This is a genomic window from Thermus altitudinis, assembly GCF_022760835.1.
Classification (GTDB): Bacteria; Deinococcota; Deinococci; order Deinococcales; family Thermaceae; genus Thermus; species Thermus altitudinis.
In genome coordinates this window covers 35766-55656 of the sequence record NZ_JAKTNQ010000009.1, presented here as the reverse complement: position 1 = coordinate 55656, position 19891 = coordinate 35766, and the positions used below count along the sequence as shown (strand labels likewise).

Here is a 19891-nt window from a genome sequence, read left to right as displayed (position 1 = left end):
CCCCCTGGCCCCGGGGCCGGAGGGGCACCCTTTGCCTATTCTAGCGAGTAGGCGTGGATGGCTATAGCCCCGAGGCCCACGTTGGCGGCGATGGTGGCCCCGCTTCGCGTGATACGCCCCTTTTCCAGGCGCAAAGCCCCCTCCAGGCTTTTCTTTAAGCCCTCGATCCACTCGGTTCTGGCGTCGGTATGGGCGATGGTGATGCGTGCCGGCCGTCCTTTGAGCTCCTCGAGGACGAGGCGGGCAAGAACCTCGGGCACCGAACCCTCCTTGGCCACCTTGAGGAAGCGTATGTGCCCCTTCTCAATCCGCAAGATGGGACGAAGGCCGAGGAGGTTGCCCACCACCTCCCCGAAGCGGGGAAGACGGCCATTCCGGGCCAAGTGGGATAAGTCGGCCACGCTGAAGTAGAGGCTGGCACGCTTAAGCCTCTCCCACTCCCGTACCACCGCCTCCTCCTCCGCCCCCTTCCTCAGCATTTCCACCGCCCTGAGCACCATGGCCCCAAGCCCTCCGGACACCATCCCCGAGTCCACTACCCGGATGCGGGTGGGGGCTACCTTGAGGGCTGCTTCCCGCGCCCTATCCACAGTTTTGGAAAGTTCCCCCGAAACGTGGAGGGAAAGGATGCGGTCGTATACCTGAAGATAACGCTCGTAAACCTCGGCGAAATCCTCCACCCCCGGGGGCTCAGTCACAGGCTCGGCCCCCGCCCGCATGGCTTGGTAGAGGGCATCTGGGGTAAGTTCCTGCCAGTCCTTGTACCTTCTGCCCGCCAGGTGGACATAGATGGGCACCAAGCCCACGGCCTCCTCCTCCAGGATCCTAGGGGAAAGGTCCGCAGCGGTATCGGTCACCAGACCTAGTTCCATGTGAGCCATTTTATACTAAGTCAAAGGCAATGCCCGACCTAAAATGGCAACGTGTTGGTTCCTGCCACGGAGAACGCTACGCGGTCCCTGATCCTCAGTAGATCAAGCCACACCGAGGTGAACTCCGTATGAAAATAGTTTTTGTCTCCAACGGTCCCACCGAGGATGCCATCGGAGCCCGCATAGCCCAACATCTAGGTTCAGGAAAGGAAATCCTAGCCTTACCCCTAGTGGGTCAGGGGAACGCATACGTGGGAATAGCCCAGGCAATCCTCGGGCCACGTAAATCAATGCCTTCGGGTGGCTTCATCTTCGGTAGTTGGCAAAACCTCCTAGCAGACCTCAAGGCAGGCTTTATCTCCATGACCCTTGCTCAGTGGCGGACAGCGCGCTCCCTTTTGGTTGATGCGGTGATAGTAGTAGGAGATGCGTACGCCTTAACCGTAGGCCTCTTGGCGGCAAAGGGCGCTCCCGTCTTTCACGTCAATCCCCTTGTTTCTGCATACTACTTGGAAAACGCGTCCTTCCTGGAGTTGGCACTAGAGTGGGGAGGAAGCGACTTCACCCCCTACGAACGGCTTCTTCATCGCTCGGTGAAGGCTGTTTTCGTGCGTGACCTAAAAAGCCTGGAACGCCTTCAGCGCCTAGGGATCCATCATGCGTACTGGTACGGTAGCTTCGCCATGGACCTTCTGCCTCCCCCTGAGCGTGACCTCGACCCTTTGGTGGGCGAGGCTCCAGTTATGGCCCTTATCCCGGGGACTCGAGGAGATGAAACTTTCAGTCTACCCCTTATGCTGGAAGCCAGCCTACGCGTTCCCTTAACCCCTGTGGTGGCCTGGGCTAAGGCATGGAACGCCCTTCCTCCCTTACCCGGTTGGCAGGCCCAGGAAGAAGACGCCTCCACCCTCCGTCTCACCAAGGCGGGTAAGGCCGCCTGGGTTCTTCGGGGGGCCTTCTCCACCATCCTCCACCGCAGCGTCCTCGCCCTATCCACCGCGGGAACCGCTAGCGAGCAAGCTGCAGGCTTGGGCATTCCCATCGTAGGTTTCCCCACACCCGGACCCCAGTACACCCGGGCCTTCGCCCGCCGACAAAAGAGGCTCTTAGGGCCAGCTCTTCGCCTGACCGAAGCTGACCCACATAGGATAGCCGCAGAAGTCCTTTTCCTACTCAACGCTCAGGAAGCCTATGTTCGGGCTAGCCAAGAAGGCAAATGTCGCATCGGACCCCCAGGCGGAATCACCGGCACTGCTCAACACATACGTAACCAACTGGAGAACCCTGAGGTAAGCTAGATTGGCATGCGCCTCTACCGCCTAGGCTACCGCTTACTGCAAGTACCCAACCTGGTCCGGGCCGAGGCGGTGATCACCGTTTCCCGCTGGGCTGCACGCTGGTTGCAGGAGGTGCACGGGGTCAAACGGGTCTATTCCGTGCCCAACGGAGTAGATACGGAACGGTTCCGGCCGCCCGTACCTGGGGAAAAAGAGGCTCTCCGAGAACGCTATGGCTTAAAGAGATTCTCCGTCATCGTCCCCGCCCGGATGAGTCCGGAAAAGAACCACCTTGCGGTTCTCCTAACCGCAAGACTTCTCCCCGAGGTAGACTTTCTCCTGGTAGGGACGGGAGAACTCATGAAACTGTGGCAGCACACCACTCGCCTCATCAACCTGAGAAACGTGCACTTCCTTGGGCGCCGGAGCGACATCCCCGAGCTTTATCGGGCTGTGGATGCCATGCTCCTGCCCACTTTAGGAGAGAATCAAAGCCTGGCCACCCTCGAGGCCATGGCCTCGGGCCTTCCCGTAGTAACCACACCCATTCCAGCCCAGGAAGAGTTAGTAAAGCACGGAGAGACCAGCCTCCTGGTGCCGCCCCGTCCTTCCGCTATCGCCGCCGCCTTGAAACGGTTACCTGGGGACCTGGGAGCCAAAGCGCGCGCCTTCATCCAGACTCACCATACCCTCGAGGCTAGCGCCAAGCGCCTCTTTACCATTTTGGAGGAAACGTGAAGGTAGACTACCTTATCCTAGGTGCCGGCTTCACCGGGGCCACCCTGGCGGAGCGCATCGCCAGGGAGCTGGGCAAGAGGGTTTTGGTGGTGGACCGGAGGAATCATATCGGGGGGAACGCCTACGACGAGTACGACCCCTCCGGGGTCCTGGTCCACCGCTACGGCCCCCACATCTTCCACACCCAAAGCAAGAAGGTGTGGGACTACCTCTCCCGGTTCACGGAGTGGCGCCCCTACTACCACCGGGTGCGGGCGATGGTGGAGGGGAAGGCGGTTCCCCTCCCCTTCAGCCTGGCCTCCCTGAGACGCCTCTTCTCGGAGAGGCTGGCGGACCGGTTGGAGGAGAAGCTCCTCACCCACTTCGGTTACGGCAGCCGGGTGCCTATCCTGAGGCTCAAGGAGGCCCAGGACCCCGACCTTCGCTTCCTGGCCGAGTACGTGTACAAGAACGTCTTTGAGGGGTACACCCTGAAGCAGTGGGGCTTGCGACCAGAAGAGCTTTCCCCTTCGGTGACGGGGCGGGTCCCCATCCTGGTGAGCTACGACGAGCGCTACTTCCAAGACCCCTACCAGGCCATGCCCAAGGAGGGGTACACGGCCCTTTTCCGGAGGATGCTGGACCATCCCAACATCAAGGTCCTCCTGGGGGCGGACTGGAAGGAGGTGGAGGGGGAGGTGCGCTTCCACCGCCTCATCTTCACCGGCCCCATGGACGAGTTCTTCGGCTACCTGCACGGACCCCTGCCCTACCGCTCCCTGCGCTTCCGGCTGGAGCACCACCCCCAGCCCTGGTTCCAGGAGGTGGGCACGGTGAACTATCCCGGCGAACACCCCTTCACCCGCATCACCGAGTTCAAGCACCTGACCGGGCAGGACCTCTTGCCCCACACCACGGTGGCCTATGAGTACCCGGAGGCCTACACCCCGGGGGAGAACGAGCCCTACTACCCCGTGCCCCGGGAGGAGAACGAGGAGCGGCTTAGGCTTTACCAGGAGGAGGCGGCCAAGTTGAAGACCGTCCTCTTCGCCGGGAGGCTTGGCGACTACCGCTACTACAATATGGACCAGGCGGTGGCCAGGGCCTTGAAGCTTTTTGAGGAGGTGGCCCGTGGATAGGGTGTGTGCGGTGATTGTGACCTACAACCGCAAGGAGCTCTTGCGGGAGTGCCTAAGGGCGGTGCTGTCCCAGACCCGCCCCCCGGACCACGTGCTGGTGGTGGACAACGCCAGCACCGATGGGACCCGGGAGATGCTGAGGGAAGAGTTCCCCCAGGTGGAGGTCCTGGCCCTGCCAGAGAACCAGGGAGGAGCAGGGGGCTTCCATGAGGGGATGAAGCGGGCCTACGAGGCCGGGTATGACTGGATATGGGTGATGGACGATGATACCATTCCCACGCCCAAAGGACTGGAAGAGTTACTAGAAGCGTACACCTGCCTGCAAAAGGCAAAGCTCCCCTGCAATGCCATCGGAAGTACAGTGGTTTGGACGGATGGCCGGCTTCACCCCATGAACATTCCTTGGGTCAACCCCTTCCTTAATCTACGTGGTTGTGCTACCCAGGGAGTTTTTTTAACGAGCTTTGTGTCTGTATTGGTAAATCGGGAAGCCATCAGCAGAAAAGGGCTGCCAAGAAAGGAGCTTTTTGTTTGGAATGATGATTGGGAGTTCTTTCTCCGCATCGGAGACGTCTTTGTAGCTCGACGCAGTATAGTGGTGCATAAAACCAAAGCCTTTTACACACCAGCTGACACAACCAATGGTAGGTATTACTATCAGGCCCGTAACCGACTTTGGCTTTTTCAAACAAAGGATATATCTCTTCTTTGGCGAATCATACTTCTACTTCATTTTGCTGCTGAAGCGTTTGTTTTCCTTTTGAAACAAGGTAAGCGAGGATGGAAACCCTTAGTCCAAGGCCTGCGCGACGGTCTACGACCACCTCCCTGGTAAACTAGCTTTGCATGCGCCTCTACCGCGTAGGCCTTTTCACCGACGTCTACTTCCCCAACCCCAACGGGGTGACCACCAGCGTGTACCTTCTCCTTAGGGAGCTCCGGCGAATGGGGCACGAGGCCTGGGTGGTGGCTCCCCATCACCCGGAAGCCCCTGAACGGGAAGAAGGCGTGGTCCGGGTTCCCTCCCTGCCCTACCCCTTTTACGAGGGGCAGCAGATCGCCCTACCCTCTTCGCGCCACCTGCCCACGGAGTTTGAGCTCATCCACACCCACACCCCCTTAACCCTGGGAGTATGGGGCCTAAGGATCGCCCGCAACAAAAACCTGCCCCATGTTTCCACCTTCCACACCCACTACGAGAAGTACGCCCATTACGTTCCCGGGCTAGCCATACTGGACAAATACACGGGCATCATCCCGAGGCTCGCCAAGGCCTTTTACAACCGGGTGGAGGTGGTCATCGCCCCCACGGAGCCAGTCAAGCGCTTGGCGGAGGGCTACGGCATCCAAAGGCCCATCCGGGTCATTCCCACAGGGATTGACAACCGCATTCTGGAGGAAGCGCCCCTTCCCTCACCCTCCCCCTGGCCGGAGGGCAAAAGGCGGCTCATCACCGTGGGCCGGCTAGGCAAGGAAAAATCCTTTGATGTGGTACTCAAAGCTGTAGCTGAGATGGCCCGGGAAGAGGATGTTCTCCTGGCGCACATAGGCGAGGGGCCGGAACTGGAAAGCCTGAAGCGCCTGGCGGTCCAGTTGGGCATAGAAGACCGGGTGCGCTTCTTGGGCACCGTGCCCTACCGATATATCGGCGGGTACTATCGGATGGCGGAGGTCTTTCTGTTCGCCAGCGAGACCGAAACCCAGGGGCTGGTCATCTGGGAGGCCCAGGCCATGGGGGTACCCGTGGTGGCCGTGGGCGCCGAGGGAGTGCTGGAGGGCGTGGTGGACGGGAAAACCGGGTACCTGGTGCCTCCGGGTGACTACCGGGCCCTGGCGGAAAAGGCCTTGGATCTCCTGCGGGATGAGGACAAACGCCGGCATTTCAGCTTACAAGCACGGGCCTGGGCTATGGAGCGGTCTGCGGAGCGAATCGCCGAGAGGATTGTCGCCGTGTATGACGAAGCCAATGAGATTCTGCGGGTGGAACCCCAGAGGCTTATCTTTCCCTTCCCCCGTCTTCCCCGAAGTACCCTCGAGGATCACCCAAGAGATTTCTAAGCTGTTGGGCCAAAAACCTTCCCCAACCCCCCTTTAACCTTCTAGGAGAGGTTAGGACCAAGGCTTGGGGCACATACCGCACGTTCCCTATTTGGCGAAGCCTCCAGCCTAAAAGCACATCCTCCCTAGCCTCCACCTCCGGGAACCCTCCCACCCTCAAGGCGGCCTCCTTCAGGAACATCATGTTGGCCCCGGCCAGATTGGGTCTTCCCAGGAAGGCCATCAGGTTCAGGAAGGCCCGGTAGCCCCACTCGGAAACCACGGCCGCCCAAGGCGAAACCCCATAAAAGCGCAAGGGTCCGTAGAGAGCCACCGCGCCTTCCGCATGGCGGGCCAGGCTCTGAAGCCACGTGGGAAGGGGCAGGGAATCGGCATCGGTCATGGCCACCCATTCCCCCCGGGCCGCCAGAAGTCCCGCCTGGCGGGCATAGGCCACACCTTTCCTGGCACAGTACACCACCCGCACCCCAAGCGCCTCCGCCACCTCCCGCGTGCGGTCGGTGGAGGCATTGTCCACCACGATCACCTCAAAAGGAGGCAAGGTTTGCTGCAAAACCGCTTGCAAGGCTCCTGGCAATAGGGTCTCTTCGTTGTGGGCCGGGATCACCACGCTGATGCGCACGGGTATACTTTAGCGTGTTTCGTTATCTGCCGTGGGCCAGGGAGGGGCTTCCCGTATTCCTGCGCCTGGTCCTTGCCGTAGGCCTTATGGAGGGGGTGCGTAGCGGCTACTTTGCCGGCCTCCTCCCCTTTTATGCGCCCGAGCACCTGGGGCTTGGCCCTGCCACCTTTACCCTTGCCTTCACCTTCCACCAACTCTCGGAAAACCTGTCCAAAACCTTTGGTGGACTCCTGGCGGAAAGGGTGGGCTTTGGGCGCACCGTAAGCCTGGCCGCCCTTACCGGCTTCCTGACCCTCCTCCTTACCCCCCTGGCGCAAACGGGTTGGCTCCTATGGGGACTGGTCATCCTCTGGGGGCTTAGCCTGTCCACCCTATACCCCGGACTTATGACCCTAGCCAGCCGCATCGCCGTGCCTGGCCGGGAAGCCAGGGCTCTTTCCTTTACCCTAACCTTGGTGATGCCTTGGGTGGGCATCGGCTTGGTGGGGGTGGGGCAGGTGGCCCAGAAGGAACCCGAGGCTGCGCTCACCCTGCTCCTAGCCACCCAAGGCGTGGTCCTCCTCCTTGCCTTAAGCCTCTTCCCCTTTAGCATCCCGCTTCCCCAAGCCGTGCGGGAGCCATACCCCTTCCGGCGCCTCTTGCTCTTCCTGCCCGCAGCCTTTGGCCAAACCTTCGCCCCTGCCTTGGTTTCCCTATTCATCCTTCGTCTTGCCAAGGAGGAACTTGCCCTAGAGCCCATCGCCTTGGGAGGACTTCTCCTCTATGGGGGAGCCCTGGCCTTTGGCCTCCTCCCCGTAACGGGAAGGCAGGTGGACCGCAAGGGCTACCGTTTGGCCCTGGTGGGGGGACTCCTCCTCCTCGGCCTCGTCATGCTCCGGCTTGCCTTTGCTCCCAGCTTCCTAGAGCTTGTGATCTTGGTAAGCCTGGCAGGGGTGGGCTACAGCCTGTTCCTTCCCGGTTGGAACGGATTCCTGGCCAAGAACCTCCCCCAGGAAAACCGGGCCGCTATCTGGGGAGGCTTGATGACCGCAGAGGGATTGGGCATCGCCCTGGGACCTGCCGTGGGGGGTGTGCTTTGGGAGTCCTTTGGGATCAAGGCTCCCTTGCTGGCCGGAAGTGCCGTCTTCTTCCTGCTTAGCCTCCTTTACGCCTTTCTCTTTTGGAGGGTGCGATGGAACTAGCCCTTGGCCTAGTCCTTCTCCTGTACGGCCTTTCCGATTTGCTCTTTCGCTTCCTGGGCCTCGGGGCCTATGCCCACGCCTCGAGGCGCACCCCCAAGATCGCCCTCACCTTTGACGATGGCCCCTCCGAAAGGACCGAGGCCCTGCTTGAGGTACTCCGCAGGCATGGGGTTAAGGCCACCTTTTTCCTCACCGGGGAAAAGGCCCGGGCCCGGCCAGACCTGGTGGAGGCCATAAGGCGGGAAGGACACCAGATAGAGGACCACGGGGAATGGCACCAAGCTTGGAAACTTTTCCTACCCTGGCTGGAATGGGAACACATGCGCCGGAATCCGGGCCGCTATTACCGGCCACCCCATGGCCTCCATACCCCTTTTACCCGCATTTTTGCCCGGTTACTGGGCAAGCGCGTAGCCCTGTGGGACCTGGAAAGCAAGGACTGGTTAAACCACTTCCCTGAGGCCCTGGCAGAACGCCTGCTTTACTACCTGCGCCCCGGATCCATCGTGCTTTTCCACGATGGCCCGGAGCGCACGCTTAAGCTCCTGGAATGGGTGCTGCCCCAGATCCTCCACCTTGGATACGAGCCGGTCACCTTGGACGGGCTTGCCCCCAGGCCCCTCACCCCCAGGCTGGCCCTCATCCGTAGCCTGCAGGGGTTTGAGGAACGGTACAACACCAGGCATCGGGTGGTACGGGCAGGGTACGGCCCCTTTGACCTCCTTCGGCTGGAGCGAAAGCCCTTTCCCGGCCCCGACCTCCCAGGCCTTTCCCGGGGAACACCCGCCTTTGAACTCCATCTGGAAAGCCAGCGGGCCATGGAGCTCACTCCCTTGGAGGCCATCCGCTACATGCGGGAGAGCTTAAGAAAAGCGGCCTTCCTCGTAGCCGAGGACCCGGAGGTGCGCCTAGTCTATGGCTACAGCCACCTGGCCCAGGGGAGTAGGCTCTTTGGTTTTAACACCCATCCCCTACCCCCCTGGTCCCATTTTGTGGCCACCTTGAGCAGCACCTGGTTCCACTGGCTCTACCGTGGGGAGCTCCCCAACCCTAAACAGGCCCGGGTAGAGCTCACCTACCTCACCCGGGAGGAGCTTTTAAGGCGATTCCCACCGTCCACTCCCGCTTCCCCAAAGCCGGCACCCGGTGAAGGGCAAACCCCGCCGCCTTAAGGTTCCAGCGGAAGGCCCCTTGGGCGGAGTAGGTGGCCAGCCTCCCACCACGCCGCAAAGCCCGGTGCAGCTTCCTCAGAACAGGGAAAGACCAGGGCCCGGGATTTGCCCGAGGGCTAAAAGGATCCAGGTAGACCGCCGTGGCCCAATCCCGGGGAAGTTCCAGCGCCTCCACCTCCCCAAAGAGAATGCGAAGCTCGCCCCAAGGCCCCCGGAAACAGGCCTCCGGCCAACCCTTAAGGACCTCGGCAAACACCTCCTCCGCCCGGGGGAGGGGAAGGCGCACCTGGGCTAAAAGGTCCCGGGGCACGGGTTCCCGTTCCACGGCCAGATAGCGGAGGTAAACCCCTCTTTCCAAGGCACTTTCCAGGGTGGTGCGAAAGTTTACCAAAAGCCCCAGGCCCACCTCGAGGACCCTGGGCGCCGGGTGCAGGTGGGTGAGGGTCTTCTCCAGGTAAAGCCGCCGGGCCTGGAGCAGGGCCCCTTGCCGGGGATGGTAGGCCTCCCTGTACCCCGGATGGAAGAGGGTAGGGGTGCCGTCCTGGGTGAGGATGGGCTCCACACCCGTAGAATAGCCCCCATGGAGCTCACCCTTCTGGACAAGCTCTCGGGGACCCTGGCCAACGCCGCCACGGTGACCCTGGGCACGGGGTTGGGTCTTTTATTACGGGGCCGGCTACCCGAGCGCATGGCCCGCATCATGGTCCAGGGGGTGGGTCTCACCACCCTTTTCATCGGGTTCTCCATGGCGGGCGCCCTGGGAAAAGCCAAGGGTGGGGCCGTGGACGGGGTTGTCCTGGGGCTCATCGCCCTGGTCCTGGGGGGGCTTTTGGGAGAGTGGTGGCGGTTGGAAGAAGCTTTGGAGGGCATCGGGGAGAAGATCAAGCAGGCGGTACGGGGAGGCGGAAGCTTCACCGAGGGTTTCGTGGCCGCAAGCCTTCTCTTCTGCGTGGGGCCCATGACCCTCCTCGGCTCCCTCCAAAATGGCCTTACCGGTGACCCCAGCCTTCTTCTCCTAAAGGCCACCTTGGACGGGCTTTCCGCCATCGCCCTCACCAGCTCCTTCGGCATCGGCGTGGGGTTTAGTGTCCTGGTGATCCTGGGCTACCAGGGAGGGATCGCCCTGCTGGCGGGTACCCTAAGCCAGGTCCTCCCAGACCCTGCCCAAGACCCCCGGGTCCTCCTGGTGACGGGGGTGGGGGGGCTCATGGTCCTGGGGGTGGGGATCAACCTCCTGGGCCTCACCAAGGTGCGGGTGGGCTCCTTCCTCCCGGCCCTTCTCCTGGCCCCTTTGGTCTGGGCCTTAGCCGAGTGGCTTTCGTAGGGCTTCCCCAAGGTAAAATGCGGGACATGGAGCTATCCCCCGAGCTTCTTCGCAAACTGGAAGCCTTGGCCAAAATCCGGCTTTCCCCTGAGGAGGAGGCCTTGCTGCTAGCGGACCTCAAGGGCATCCTGGAGTTCGTGGACGCGCTTCCCCAAGTGGAGGAAGCCGGGGAGGAGGAGGCCCAAGGCCGCCTGAGGGAGGATGAGCCCCTTCCTTCCCTTGGCCAGGAAGAGGCCTTGCAGGTGGCCCCGGAGGCGGAGGAAGGGCTTTTCCGCGTACCCAAGGTGTTGGAGTAGCCATGGTGGACCTAAGGCATCTGCGCCGCAACCCGGAGGTCTATCGGGAAGCCATCCGCCTCAAAGGGGTAGCCCTGGACCTGGATGCGCTTTTGGCTTTAGACGCTGAGATCCAGGGCCTAAAGGCCCGGCTCCAGGACCTCCAGACCCAGCGCAACCGCATCGCCAAGGAGGTGCCCAAAGCCGCCCCTGAGGCCAGACCCGCCCTCATCGCCCAGGGCAAGGCCCTGGCGGAAGAGGCCAAGGGGGTGGAGGAGGCCTTGCGGGAAAAGGAGGCAAGGCTTGGGGAGCTTCTCCTGCAAGTACCCCTACCCCCTTGGCCGGGGGCTCCCGTGGGGCCTGACGACTCCGCCAACGTGGAGATCCGACGGGTGGGGAACCCTCCGGACTTCTCCTTCCCTCCCCTGGACCACGTGAGCCTGCTGGAGAAAAACGGTTGGTGGGAACCTCGGATCAGCCAGGTTTCGGGAAGCCGCACCTACGCCTTAAGGGGGGACCTAGCCCTGTATGAGCTGGCCCTGATCCGCTTTGCCATGGACTTTATGGTGCGAAAGGGCTATACCCCCTTGACCCTACCCTCCTACGCCAGGGAAAAGGCCTTTGTCGGCACCGGCCACTTCCCGGCCGCCCGGGACCAGGTCTGGCCCATTGCCGGCACGGACCTTTACCTTACGGGTACCGCCGAGGTGGTTCTGAACGCCCTCCATAGCGGGGAGATCCTGAGGCTCGAGGAGCTTCCCAAGCGCTACGCCGGCTACGCCCCCGCCTTCCGCTCGGAGGCGGGAAGCTTTGGCAAGGACGTGCGGGGCCTCATGCGGGTGCACCAGTTCCACAAGGTGGAGCAGTACGTGCTGACCGAGGCGAGCCTCGAGGCCTCAGATCAAGCCTTCCAGGAACTCTTACAAAACGCCGAGGAGATCCTGGGGCTTCTAGAACTTCCCTACCGCCTCCTGGAGGTTTCCACTGGGGACATGGGCCCGGGAAAGTGGCGGCAGGTGGACCTGGAGGTCTGGGTGCCCTCCGAGGGCCGCTACCGGGAGACCCACTCCTGCTCGGCCCTCTTGGACTGGCAGGCCCGGAGGGCAGACCTTCGCTACCGGGATGGGGAGGGCAAGGTGCGTTACGCCTACACCCTCAACAACACCGCCCTGGCCACCCCGCGGATCCTGGTGATGCTTTTGGAAAACCACCAGCTTGAAGACGGTCGGGTGCGGGTGCCTAAGGCCCTGGTCCCCTACCTGGGCAAGGAGGTGCTGGAGCCATGCGCCTAGAGGCGGCGGAGCTGCGGGTTCTGGAGCTACCCCTGAGGTTCCGGTTTGAAACCAGCTTCGGGGTCCAGACCCAAAGGACCATTCTCCTCTTGCGGCTTTTCGGGGAGGGCCTCGAGGGCCTGGGAGAGGGGGTGATGGAGAGGCTTCCCCTCTACCGGGAGGAGACCGTGGCCAGCGCCCGCTACCTCCTGGAGGAGGTCTTCCTCCCCCAGGTCCTGGGAAAGGAGTTCCCCAATCCTGAGGCCTTAAACGGGGCTCTCGCTCCTTTTCGGGGAAACCCCATGGCCAAGGCGGTCTTGGAGATGGCCTTCTGGGACCTCTTTGCCCGGGGCCTGGGAAAACCCCTTTGGCAGGTCCTAGGAGGGGTGCGGCAAAGGGTGGAGGTGGGGGTTTCCCTAGGCATCCAGCCCACGGTGGCGGACACCCTGAAACTGGTGGAAAAGCACCTTTCCCAAGGGTATCGGCGCATCAAGCTCAAGGTGAAACCAGGCTGGGACTATGAGGTGCTGAAGGCGGTGCGCCAGGCCTTTCCCGAGGCCACCCTTACCGCCGACGCCAATAGCGCCTATACCCTCGCGGACCTCCACCGGCTTCGGCGATGGGACGAGCTTGGGCTGGACTACCTGGAGCAACCCCTGGGCTACGACGACCTCCTGGACCACGCCCGGCTTCAGCGGGAGCTTGCCACCCCCATCTGCCTGGACGAAAGCCTCACCTCCCCGGAGAAGGCCAGGAAGGCCATAGAGCTTATGGCGGGAAGGGTATTCAACATCAAGCCCGCCCGGCTTGGCGGGCACGGAGCCAGCCTCAAGGTGCATGCCTTGGCCCAAAGCGCCGGGATTCCCCTTTGGCTGGGGGGGATGCTGGAGGCCGGGGTGGGCCGGGCCCACAACCTCCACCTGGCCACCCTGCCGGGGTTCACCAAGCCCGGGGACGTAAGCTCGGCCAGCCGCTACTGGGAGGAGGACATCGTGGAGGAGGCCCTCGAGGCGGAGGAGGGCCTCATGCCTGTGCCCGAGCGTCCAGGTATCGGGGTGCACCTGAAGCTTCCCCTGGTGGAGCGGATCACCCTATGGCAGAGGTACATGTCCGCGAGCTGAGAGGACCCGAGGAGATGGAGGCCGTGGTGGAGCTCCAGCGGGAGGTCTGGGGCCGGGCGGAGAGCGACCTGGTGCCCAGGGGCCTCCTCATCGCCATCCAGGACGAAGGGGGCTTGGTGGCGGGGGCTTTCTGGGAAGGCAAGATGGTGGGCTTCGTCTTCGGCTTTCCCACCCAAGACCCCACCCTCCAGCACTCCCACATGCTGGGTGTCCTGGAGGCCTACCGGGGCACGGGGGTCGCCCTCCTGCTAAAGCGCTTCCAGCGGGACTGGTGCCTGGCCCGGGGGATCAGGAAGGTGGTCTGGACCTTTGATCCCCTACGGGGGGTGAACGCCAACTTCAACCTGAGAAAACTGGGGGCCACGACCAGGACCTACCTCCCCGACCACTATGGCCCCATGACGGGCATCAACGCCGGAGCCCCTTCGGATCGGCTCCTGGCGGAGTGGGAACTCCTTTCAGAAAGGGTCTATGCCCGCATCTACTACCCTCCTCCCGAACCCCAAGCGGAGGGCCTACCCCTGGCCAACCGGGTGGTGGAGGAGAGGCCCCTGGAAGGGTTTCTGGACCTCGAGGCCCCCCGCCTCCTTTTCCAGATCCCCGAGGACTGGGGGAGGATTCTTAGGGAAGACCCTGACTTGGCCCTCGCCTGGCGGGAGCATAGCCGCTTGGTCCTCGGCCACTACTTTGCCAGGGGTTACCAGGCCGTGGACTTCCTTCGGCATCCCAACCGCTATGTTCTGGTTAAAGACTGAGCTTTGGACCGCGGACGTGGTCTACACCGGCTTTGGCACCCCCATGCTCCAGGGGGCCATCGCCGTCCAAGGGGGCATGGTGGTGGGCCAGGGAGGCCTGGAGGAGCTAAAGGCCCGCTTTCCCCAAGCGGAGGTGGTCCACAAGGGCAAGGCCCTCTTCCCACCCCCCGTGAACGCCCACACCCACCTGGATCTCTCCTTGCATCCCCTTTACCGGGGGCCCTTTTCCGGCTTCCTTCCCCATGTGGTGGCCCACCGGGAAAAGCGGGGACTAGAGGCGGCGCAAAGGGGCTTGGAGGAACTTTTACGCCTTGGGGTGGGGGCTTTTGCCGACATCGTCTTCCGGGATGAGGTGATGGACTTCCTCCTGCAAGAAAGCCCCCTGCCCGGGGTGGCCTTCTATGAGGTCTTCGCCCCAGATCCCCAGGATGCGGAGGAGGTGTTCCAGAGGGTGAGGGCCAAGGTGGAAGCCTGGCGCAAGAGGGGGGGGCGCATAAGGGTTGGGCTTTCCCCCCACGCCCCTTACTCGGTGAGCGCCCCCTTGTTGGAGAAGCTTTACCGCTACGCCCGCGCCCACGACCTTCCCCTCATGATCCATGCGGCGGAAAGCCCGGAAGAGGTGGCCTTCCTGAGGACGGGGGAAGGCCCCCTGGCCGGGGTGTACCGGCGCTTTAGCCGAACCCCCTGGAAGGCCCCGGGCCTTACCCCCGTGCGCTATCTCCAGACCCTTGGTGTCCTGGGGCCCCATACCGTTTTGGTGCACGGGGTGCACGTGGATGAGGAAGAGGCGCGGATGGTGGCGGATTCGGGCAGCAAGGTGGTCCTATGCCCCCGGTCCAACGGGAACCTCCAGGTGGGAGAAGCCCCCTTGGGGCTTTATGCCCGCCACGGGGTGGAGCTGGCCCTGGGCACGGACTCCCGGGCCAGCAGCCCTGACCTGGACGTGAAAAACGAGGCGCTATTCCTCTGGGGGAAGGCGGAACCCCGGCTCATAATCCGAGCCCTAACCCGGGGAGGCTACCGGGCCCTGGGCCTTCCCACCCCCCGCCTGGCCCGAGGAACCCCTCTGAGTCTGGTACACTCCCTCTGATGCGCCCCTTGGGCCGCGGCCCCCAGCTCAACCTCCCCTCCCTTCGGGACGAAGAGGTCCGGCACACCGGCCCCTTAATCCTGTATAGCGCCTTCACCGGGGCCTTGGCCGGGCTCCTGCTAGCCCTTCTTAACGCGCTACTTCGCGCTCTAACCGAAGCGCTTGGGCTTTTCTTCGGATACCTCGCCCCGGAGCCCCCAGGGGAAGGTGGCCTAGCCCAGGCCTTCACCGGACCCGCCCTTTGGCCTCTGGCCTTCCTCCTACCCCTCCTCTTTGCCGTCACCAGCCTCTTGGGCACCGGGCAAGGCCTTGCCGCCTTACTGCGCCAGGCCCGGGAAGACCGGCCAAGCCCCCCGGGGGCTCACCTGCGGGCGGTGCTGGGTGGGGTGCTCCAGCTTTCCCTCTATTCCCCCATGGGGCGGGAAGGTCCCTTTGGGGTGCTGGGACTTTGGTTGGGCCGGGGCCTGGACCGGCGCTTTCCCCGTCTGGGTGGGGGTCTCGCCTTTGCTGGCCTTGCCGCTGGGCTTGGGGCCAGTCTTCACGCTCCCGTGGCTGGGGCCCTTTTGGCCACGGAGATCCTCTACCGGAGCCTACTCCTCGAGGCCCGGGCCCTAACCCCAGCCCTCATCGGGGCCCTTTCGGCCTTCGCCGTGTACGGGGCCTTCTTTGGCTACACTCCCCTTTTGCCCCTTAGCGCCCCCATGGATCTAGGGGCCTTGCCCGCTGGGGCGCTGGTGGGCCTGGCAGCCGCCATGCTGGCTACCCTCTGGATGGAAGGCGCCCGCCTCCTGCAAAGGCACCTCTCCCCTTTGGCCTTTCCCTGGCGGCACGGCCTCTTGGGCCTGGCCTTGGCCTTGGCCCTCCTTTTCCTCCCCGAGGCCCTGGGTACGGGCCTAGGCTTTGTGGCCGTGGCCACCACCCCCCTCATCCCACCCAAGGCTCTTTTTTACCTTATCCTGGCCAAGCTGGCCCTGCTCCTTTTGGCCAGCGGGGTCCGGGCCTACGGCGCCCCCTATACCCCCGCCTTGGTCTTGGGCGGGCTTCTGGGGAGCTTCCTGGCCCACCTCCCGGGCCCCCTGGGCCTACCCCCCGAAGCCCTGGCCCTGGCGGGAGGCGTGGCCGTGCTGGCGGGGGTGGCCCGGGCTCCCTTTGCCGCCACCCTGTTGGCGGCGGAGTGGGGCGGGTACGCCACCTTGCCCCTGGTCCTGCCCGCGGTGGTGCTGGCCTACGTCCTCACCCCTCCCTACGACCCCGAGGAGGGGCTTAGGGAAGGGCCGGCCACGCCGGAGGGGAGTCCGTCTGAAACGCCTCCGCAAAGGGAACCCCCGCCTCCCGGCCCCGAAGCCGCCGCTGGGCCCGAAAGTCCTCGAGGCTAAAGGGCCAGCCGTAGAACGCCTGGTAGAAGCCAAACACCGCCTCCGCCACCTCCTGGGTGGCGGAGACATCCACGTACACATAAGGCCGGGAAACCTCCCGCCTAGGGTAGTGGTACAGGCGAACCGGCTTCCGGTGCGCTTCCCCCACCAGTTTGGGGATGCGGCAAAGCTTCAGGGCAGAAAGCACCGCCTGGTGGGTGGCCCGGTGGTCGGGGTGCACGTCCCAAGGGTCCCAGGTGATGACGGCATCCGGCGCAAACTCGGCCATGACCCGGGCTAGGGCCAGGGCCTCTTCCCGGCTCCCCGTGAGAAAGGTGTCGCGAAAGGGGAGAAAACGGTACTCGGCCCCGATCAGCTGGGCCACATGGGCCCCGTGCCCTTCCCGTACCTCCGCCACCCTGGCCTCCTCCAGGGCCCCGAACTGGCTGGCCAACTCCCCCCTCGTCATCCAAACCAACAACACCCGGTCCCCACGCCGGGCGTGAAGGGCTAAGGTGCCTGCAGCCCCGATCTCATCGTCGGGATGGGCAAACACCGCCATCAGGTTCATGGTCCCTAGCCTACCCTCCTTGCCCCGAGGGAGAAAACCCCTTACCATGGAGCCCAACTATGGTCCGGGGCATCCGAGGCGCCATCACCGTGGAGGAGGACACACCGGAGGCCATCCACCAGGCCACCCGGGAACTCCTTCTCAAGATGCTGGAGGCAAACGGCATCCAAAGCCACGAGGAGCTGGCGGCCATCATCTTCACGGTGACGGAGGACCTACACTCCGCCTTTCCCGCCGAGGCCGCCCGCCAGATCGGCATGCACCGGGTCCCCCTTCTCTCCGCCCGGGAGGTGCCGGTGCCGGGAAGCCTGCCCCGGGTGATCCGGGTCCTGGCCCTTTGGAACACGCACACCCCCCAGGACCAGGTGCGCCACGTCTACCTGCGGGAGGCCGTGCGCCTCAGGCCCGACCTGGAAAGCGCCCAGTAGCCAAAGGGGATCCCAAGGCCCCGGGGAAGGCCCTCACGGCCTTCAAAAGCCCAGGATTTCTCCCCAGGGCGTGGGGGGCTTGGGGTTCACGTAGCCGGTATCCATCTGGGCCAGCTGGAGCTTGCCGGAGTACTCCTCGTTCACCGCCTGCCAGTAGGTGTACTCCTCAATGACCCAGATACCCGACTCCCGGGCCCCGTTGCCGCTGGCCTTTACCCCCCCGAAGGGCAGATGCGCCTCGGCGCCCACGGTGGCGTTGTTGATGCTGGTCATCCCCGCCCGGATGCCCACCTTGAAGAGGTAAGCCCAGTGGCGGTGGTTGGTGTAGATGGCGCTGGAAAGCCCGTAGGGGGTGGCGTTGGCCACCTCTATGGCCTCCTCAATGCCCTCCACCTTGACCAGGTTGATGGTGGGGCCGAAAATCTCCTCGGCGAACTGGCGCATCCCGGGCCTGGCCTCCCAGACCGTGGGCCAGCCGTAGAGGCCCGCCTCGGGGTCACCCCGGAAGCGGGGGTAGGGGTTTTCCCGGGTGATGCGCCCCTGGCCCAAGAGCAAGGTGGCCCCGTCCTCCTTTCCCCAGGTGTAATGCTCCTCCCAGCGACGGTATAGCCGCTCGTTGATAAAGGGACCATAGGTGACCTCAGGGTGGAGAAGGGGGTTCCCCACCACCGTGGCCTCGGCCCTTTCCAGGAAGCGCTTTTTGAACTCGTCATAAATGGGTGCGTCCACGAGGATATTTCCCGCCGAGGTGCACCGCTGCCCTCCGGTGGCGAAGGCGCTCCACCAGGCCCCCTCCACCGCCAAATCCAGATCGGCATCCCGCATCACCACCAAGGGGTTTTTGCCTCCCAGTTCCAGGGTGGGCCGGATCAGGTTCCGCCCTGCCACCTCCCCGATCCAGCGCCCCACCTGGGTGCTGCCGGTGAAGGCGAACTTGTTAAGGAGGCCCTCGTCCATGAGCTCCACCAGCCACTGGCCCGTGGAGCCCTTACCCCCGCCAAAGACCACGTTGATGACCCCGGGGGGCAGGCCCGCCTCCTCAAAGAGCTTGACGAAGATATAGGAAAGGGTGGGGGAGTCATCGGAGGGCTTCCACACCACGGTGTTCCCCGTAAGAACCGCGGGGATCAGCTTCCAGCTGGGCACGGCGATGGGGAAGTTGCCGGCGGTGATCATCCCCACCACGCCCAAGGGCCTGCGGAAGGTGAAAAGCTCCTTGTTCCGCATCTCGCTGGGCACGGTTTGGCCGTAAAGCCTCCGCCCCTCGGAGGCGAAGAAGATGGCGGTGTCAATGGCCTCCTGCACATCCCCACCCGCCTCCTTGAAGGTCTTCCCCACCTCCCGCACCATCAGCCGGGTCAGGGTGGGCTTCTCCCTCTCTAGAATCTTGGCCAGGTTGAAGAGCACCTGTCCCCGCACGGGAGCCGGGGTCTGGCTCCACTCCCTAAAGGCCTCCCGCGCCCTCAGGGCAGCCTTCCTTAGGGTTTCCTTGGTGCCTTGGGGAAAGCGGGCCACCAGGTCCTCGAGGTCCGCAGGATTCCGCCTCTCCAAGACCTCCTCTTCAAAGACCTCCTCCCCGCCGATGAGATGCCCGAACTCCAAGGTGTTCCCGTACTTGCTGGAAAAAGCCTTCATGGCCACCTCCAAGGGGATTTTACCCCTGGCCGAACTTGGCCTTGAGGGCCCGAAGGGTGGCCGGAGGCACCAGCTTGGACACATCCCCCCCGTAGCGGGCGATCTCCTTCACCATGGTGCTGGAAACAAAGGAGTACCGGGTAGCGGCCAGGATGAAAAGGGTCTCTAGGCCCGGCAGGAGCTGGCGGTTCAAATGGGCCATCTGGAGCTCGTACTCGTAGTCGGAGACCGCCCTTAGGCCCTTGACGATGGCCTGGGCCCCCACCCGCTTTACGAAATCCACCAAGAGGCCGGAAAAGGTGTGGGCCTCCACGTTTGGCAGATGGACGGTGGCTTCCCGCACGATGTTGAGCCGCTCCTCAGCGGTGAAGAGGTACTGCCCGCGCTTGTTGGGGTTTTCCAACACCGCCACCGTGACCCTCTCAAAGAGGCGGCTTGCCCGCTGGATCACGTCCAGATGACCATTGGTTAGGGGGTCAAAGCTTCCCGGATAGACCACGTGCATCTAAGCCTCCACCAGGGTAAGGGCATTCTCCCCGTACACCCGCCGCTCCCCGAAGGGAAGGTGCAGGTCCTTAGGGTGCTGCAGGATATAAAGCCCTCCCTTCTCCACCAGGCCGCTTTCCAGGAGGGCCTGGAAGGCCTGGACGAGATCCAGGGGGTAGGGAGGGGCCATGAAGGCCACGGTGTAGCGTTCGCCCCGGGCTTTGGCCTCGGGGAGGAACACCTCCACCGGCAAGGGCACGATGCGGGCCTTAAGCCCCGTGCGGCGAAGGTTCTCCTTAAGGAGGGCCACGGCTTCCCTGTCCTTTTCCACCAAGGTGGCCTCAAAGCCCTCGCTGGCCGCCTCGAGGCCCACCGCCCCACTTCCCGCATACAGGTCCAGGAACCGGCCCCGCTTGGGGTAGCGCAGGCGAAGATAGTCAAAAAGGGCCTTTCTCAGGCGCACTGGGGAGGGCCTGGCCGAAGCCGGCACCTTCAGCGGAACCCCCTTGGCCTTGCCGCCCAGGATCCTCACCACGCTTCCT

The 19891-nt window shown here is 63.6% G+C and carries 22 protein-coding genes; 15 read left to right on the top strand and 7 right to left on the bottom strand.

The window, feature by feature from the left end:
* Positions 1-35: 35 nt before the first annotated feature.
* Complete coding sequence (locus L0D16_RS05010) at positions 36-872, bottom strand: DegV family protein (protein WP_243030344.1); 837 nt, start codon at positions 870-872, stop codon at positions 36-38.
* A gap of 128 nt (positions 873-1000) precedes the next feature.
* Between L0D16_RS05010 and L0D16_RS05005 the strand changes: the two genes are divergently transcribed.
* The 5 genes from L0D16_RS05005 to L0D16_RS04985 are packed head-to-tail and all read left to right on the top strand — an operon-like array spanning position 1001 to position 6063.
* Complete coding sequence (locus L0D16_RS05005; protein WP_243030343.1) at positions 1001-2170, top strand: lipid-A-disaccharide synthase-related protein; 1170 nt, start codon at positions 1001-1003, stop codon at positions 2168-2170.
* A 6-nt stretch (positions 2171-2176) separates the two neighbouring features.
* A complete protein-coding gene (locus L0D16_RS05000; protein WP_243030342.1) occupies positions 2177-2887 on the top strand; it encodes a glycosyltransferase family 4 protein in 711 nt (236 codons plus the stop codon).
* A complete protein-coding gene (gene glf, locus L0D16_RS04995; protein ID WP_243030341.1) occupies positions 2884-4005 on the top strand; it encodes a UDP-galactopyranose mutase in 1122 nt (373 codons plus the stop codon). Before L0D16_RS05000 ends, glf begins: the two co-directional genes overlap by 4 nt.
* 10 nt (positions 4006-4015) lie before the next feature.
* Positions 4016-4840: a glycosyltransferase family 2 protein gene (locus L0D16_RS04990; protein WP_243030340.1), complete on the top strand. Its 825-nt coding sequence runs from the start codon at positions 4016-4018 to the stop codon at positions 4838-4840.
* A gap of 11 nt (positions 4841-4851) precedes the next feature.
* Complete coding sequence (locus tag L0D16_RS04985) at positions 4852-6063, top strand: glycosyltransferase family 4 protein (protein WP_243030339.1); 1212 nt, start codon at positions 4852-4854, stop codon at positions 6061-6063.
* Here the strand turns inward: L0D16_RS04985 and L0D16_RS04980 are convergent.
* On the bottom strand, positions 6002-6685 hold the full coding sequence (locus L0D16_RS04980) for a glycosyltransferase family 2 protein (protein WP_243030338.1): 684 nt from the start codon (positions 6683-6685) through the stop codon (positions 6002-6004). The two genes, L0D16_RS04985 and L0D16_RS04980, sit on opposite strands and share 62 nt — an antisense overlap.
* 14 nt (positions 6686-6699) lie before the next feature.
* On the opposite strand from L0D16_RS04980, the gene L0D16_RS04975 reads away from it, so the two are divergent.
* A complete protein-coding gene (locus L0D16_RS04975; protein ID WP_243030337.1) occupies positions 6700-7866 on the top strand; it encodes an MFS transporter in 1167 nt (388 codons plus the stop codon).
* On the top strand, positions 7857-9038 hold the full coding sequence (locus L0D16_RS04970) for a polysaccharide deacetylase family protein (protein WP_243030336.1): 1182 nt from the start codon (positions 7857-7859) through the stop codon (positions 9036-9038). Before L0D16_RS04975 ends, L0D16_RS04970 begins: the two co-directional genes overlap by 10 nt.
* On the opposite strand, the gene mnmC2 is transcribed toward L0D16_RS04970, so the two are convergent.
* The gene (gene mnmC2, locus L0D16_RS04965; protein ID WP_243030335.1) at positions 8947-9600 is read right to left on the bottom strand and encodes a tRNA (5-methylaminomethyl-2-thiouridine)(34)-methyltransferase MnmC2; all 654 of its coding nucleotides are present in this window, start codon (positions 9598-9600) and stop codon (positions 8947-8949) included. The genes L0D16_RS04970 and mnmC2 overlap by 92 nt on opposite strands.
* An 18-nt stretch (positions 9601-9618) precedes the next feature.
* On the opposite strand from mnmC2, the gene L0D16_RS04960 reads away from it, so the two are divergent.
* The 7 genes from L0D16_RS04960 to L0D16_RS04930 are packed head-to-tail and all read left to right on the top strand — an operon-like array spanning position 9619 to position 16250.
* Complete coding sequence (locus tag L0D16_RS04960; RefSeq protein WP_243030334.1) at positions 9619-10362, top strand: DUF554 domain-containing protein; 744 nt, start codon at positions 9619-9621, stop codon at positions 10360-10362.
* Between the two features lie 26 nt (positions 10363-10388).
* Entirely contained in the window at positions 10389-10658 is a 270-nt protein-coding gene (gene gatC, locus L0D16_RS04955) for an Asp-tRNA(Asn)/Glu-tRNA(Gln) amidotransferase subunit GatC (RefSeq protein WP_243030333.1), read from the top strand.
* A gap of 2 nt (positions 10659-10660) precedes the next feature.
* The gene (gene serS, locus L0D16_RS04950; RefSeq protein ID WP_243030332.1) at positions 10661-11929 is read left to right on the top strand and encodes a serine--tRNA ligase; all 1269 of its coding nucleotides are present in this window, start codon (positions 10661-10663) and stop codon (positions 11927-11929) included.
* Positions 11920-13029, top strand: a complete 1110-nt coding sequence (gene menC / locus L0D16_RS04945; protein ID WP_243030331.1) for an o-succinylbenzoate synthase — start codon at positions 11920-11922, stop codon at positions 13027-13029. Before serS ends, menC begins: the two co-directional genes overlap by 10 nt.
* Complete coding sequence (locus L0D16_RS04940; RefSeq protein WP_243030330.1) at positions 13002-13784, top strand: GNAT family N-acetyltransferase; 783 nt, start codon at positions 13002-13004, stop codon at positions 13782-13784. The genes menC and L0D16_RS04940 overlap by 28 nt, the downstream gene beginning before the upstream one ends.
* Positions 13765-14874 carry an amidohydrolase family protein gene (locus L0D16_RS04935; RefSeq protein WP_243030329.1) on the top strand — a complete coding sequence of 370 codons (1110 nt, stop codon included), beginning with the start codon at positions 13765-13767 and terminating at the stop codon, positions 14872-14874. Before L0D16_RS04940 ends, L0D16_RS04935 begins: the two co-directional genes overlap by 20 nt.
* Complete coding sequence (locus L0D16_RS04930) at positions 14874-16250, top strand: chloride channel protein (RefSeq protein WP_243030328.1); 1377 nt, start codon at positions 14874-14876, stop codon at positions 16248-16250. The genes L0D16_RS04935 and L0D16_RS04930 overlap by 1 nt, the downstream gene beginning before the upstream one ends.
* On the opposite strand, the gene L0D16_RS04925 is transcribed toward L0D16_RS04930, so the two are convergent.
* A complete protein-coding gene (locus tag L0D16_RS04925) occupies positions 16138-16791 on the bottom strand; it encodes a PIG-L deacetylase family protein (protein ID WP_243030361.1) in 654 nt (217 codons plus the stop codon). The two genes, L0D16_RS04930 and L0D16_RS04925, sit on opposite strands and share 113 nt — an antisense overlap.
* Before the next feature lie 68 nt (positions 16792-16859).
* Here L0D16_RS04925 and aroH point away from each other — a divergent pair, with 68 nt between their 5' ends.
* On the top strand, positions 16860-17228 hold the full coding sequence (aroH, locus tag L0D16_RS04920) for a chorismate mutase (protein ID WP_243030327.1): 369 nt from the start codon (positions 16860-16862) through the stop codon (positions 17226-17228).
* Between the two features lie 42 nt (positions 17229-17270).
* Here the strand turns inward: aroH and L0D16_RS04915 are convergent, their stop codons facing one another.
* The 3 genes from L0D16_RS04915 to L0D16_RS04905 are packed head-to-tail and all read right to left on the bottom strand — an operon-like array spanning position 17271 to position 19884.
* Entirely contained in the window at positions 17271-18863 is a 1593-nt protein-coding gene (locus L0D16_RS04915; protein WP_243030326.1) for an aldehyde dehydrogenase family protein, read from the bottom strand.
* A gap of 19 nt (positions 18864-18882) precedes the next feature.
* Complete coding sequence (gene coaD, locus L0D16_RS04910) at positions 18883-19368, bottom strand: pantetheine-phosphate adenylyltransferase (RefSeq protein WP_243030325.1); 486 nt, start codon at positions 19366-19368, stop codon at positions 18883-18885.
* Positions 19369-19884 carry an RsmD family RNA methyltransferase gene (locus L0D16_RS04905; protein ID WP_243030324.1) on the bottom strand — a complete coding sequence of 172 codons (516 nt, stop codon included), beginning with the start codon at positions 19882-19884 and terminating at the stop codon, positions 19369-19371.
* Positions 19885-19891: the final 7 nt, after the last annotated feature.

Bases quoted from the DNA above. Each gene is read 5' to 3' on its own strand.
- L0D16_RS05010 (WP_243030344.1), bottom strand. From the start codon at position 872: ATGGAACTAGGTCTGGTGACCGATACCGCTGCGGACCTTTCCCCTAGG.
- L0D16_RS05005 (WP_243030343.1), top strand. From the start codon at position 1,001: ATGAAAATAGTTTTTGTCTCCAACGGTCCCACCGAGGATGCCATCGGA.
- L0D16_RS05000 (WP_243030342.1), top strand. From the start codon at position 2,177: ATGCGCCTCTACCGCCTAGGCTACCGCTTACTGCAAGTACCCAACCTG.
- L0D16_RS04985 (WP_243030339.1), top strand. From the start codon at position 4,852: ATGCGCCTCTACCGCGTAGGCCTTTTCACCGACGTCTACTTCCCCAAC.
- L0D16_RS04970 (WP_243030336.1), top strand. From the start codon at position 7,857: ATGGAACTAGCCCTTGGCCTAGTCCTTCTCCTGTACGGCCTTTCCGAT.
- L0D16_RS04960 (WP_243030334.1), top strand. From the start codon at position 9,619: ATGGAGCTCACCCTTCTGGACAAGCTCTCGGGGACCCTGGCCAACGCC.
- gatC (WP_243030333.1), top strand. From the start codon at position 10,389: ATGGAGCTATCCCCCGAGCTTCTTCGCAAACTGGAAGCCTTGGCCAAA.
- serS (WP_243030332.1), top strand. From the start codon at position 10,661: ATGGTGGACCTAAGGCATCTGCGCCGCAACCCGGAGGTCTATCGGGAA.
- menC (WP_243030331.1), top strand. From the start codon at position 11,920: ATGCGCCTAGAGGCGGCGGAGCTGCGGGTTCTGGAGCTACCCCTGAGG.
- L0D16_RS04940 (WP_243030330.1), top strand. From the start codon at position 13,002: ATGGCAGAGGTACATGTCCGCGAGCTGAGAGGACCCGAGGAGATGGAG.
- L0D16_RS04935 (WP_243030329.1), top strand. From the start codon at position 13,765: ATGTTCTGGTTAAAGACTGAGCTTTGGACCGCGGACGTGGTCTACACC.
- L0D16_RS04930 (WP_243030328.1), top strand. From the start codon at position 14,874: ATGCGCCCCTTGGGCCGCGGCCCCCAGCTCAACCTCCCCTCCCTTCGG.
- L0D16_RS04925 (WP_243030361.1), bottom strand. From the start codon at position 16,791: ATGGCGGTGTTTGCCCATCCCGACGATGAGATCGGGGCTGCAGGCACC.
- aroH (WP_243030327.1), top strand. From the start codon at position 16,860: ATGGTCCGGGGCATCCGAGGCGCCATCACCGTGGAGGAGGACACACCG.
- L0D16_RS04915 (WP_243030326.1), bottom strand. From the start codon at position 18,863: ATGAAGGCTTTTTCCAGCAAGTACGGGAACACCTTGGAGTTCGGGCAT.
- coaD (WP_243030325.1), bottom strand. From the start codon at position 19,368: ATGCACGTGGTCTATCCGGGAAGCTTTGACCCCCTAACCAATGGTCAT.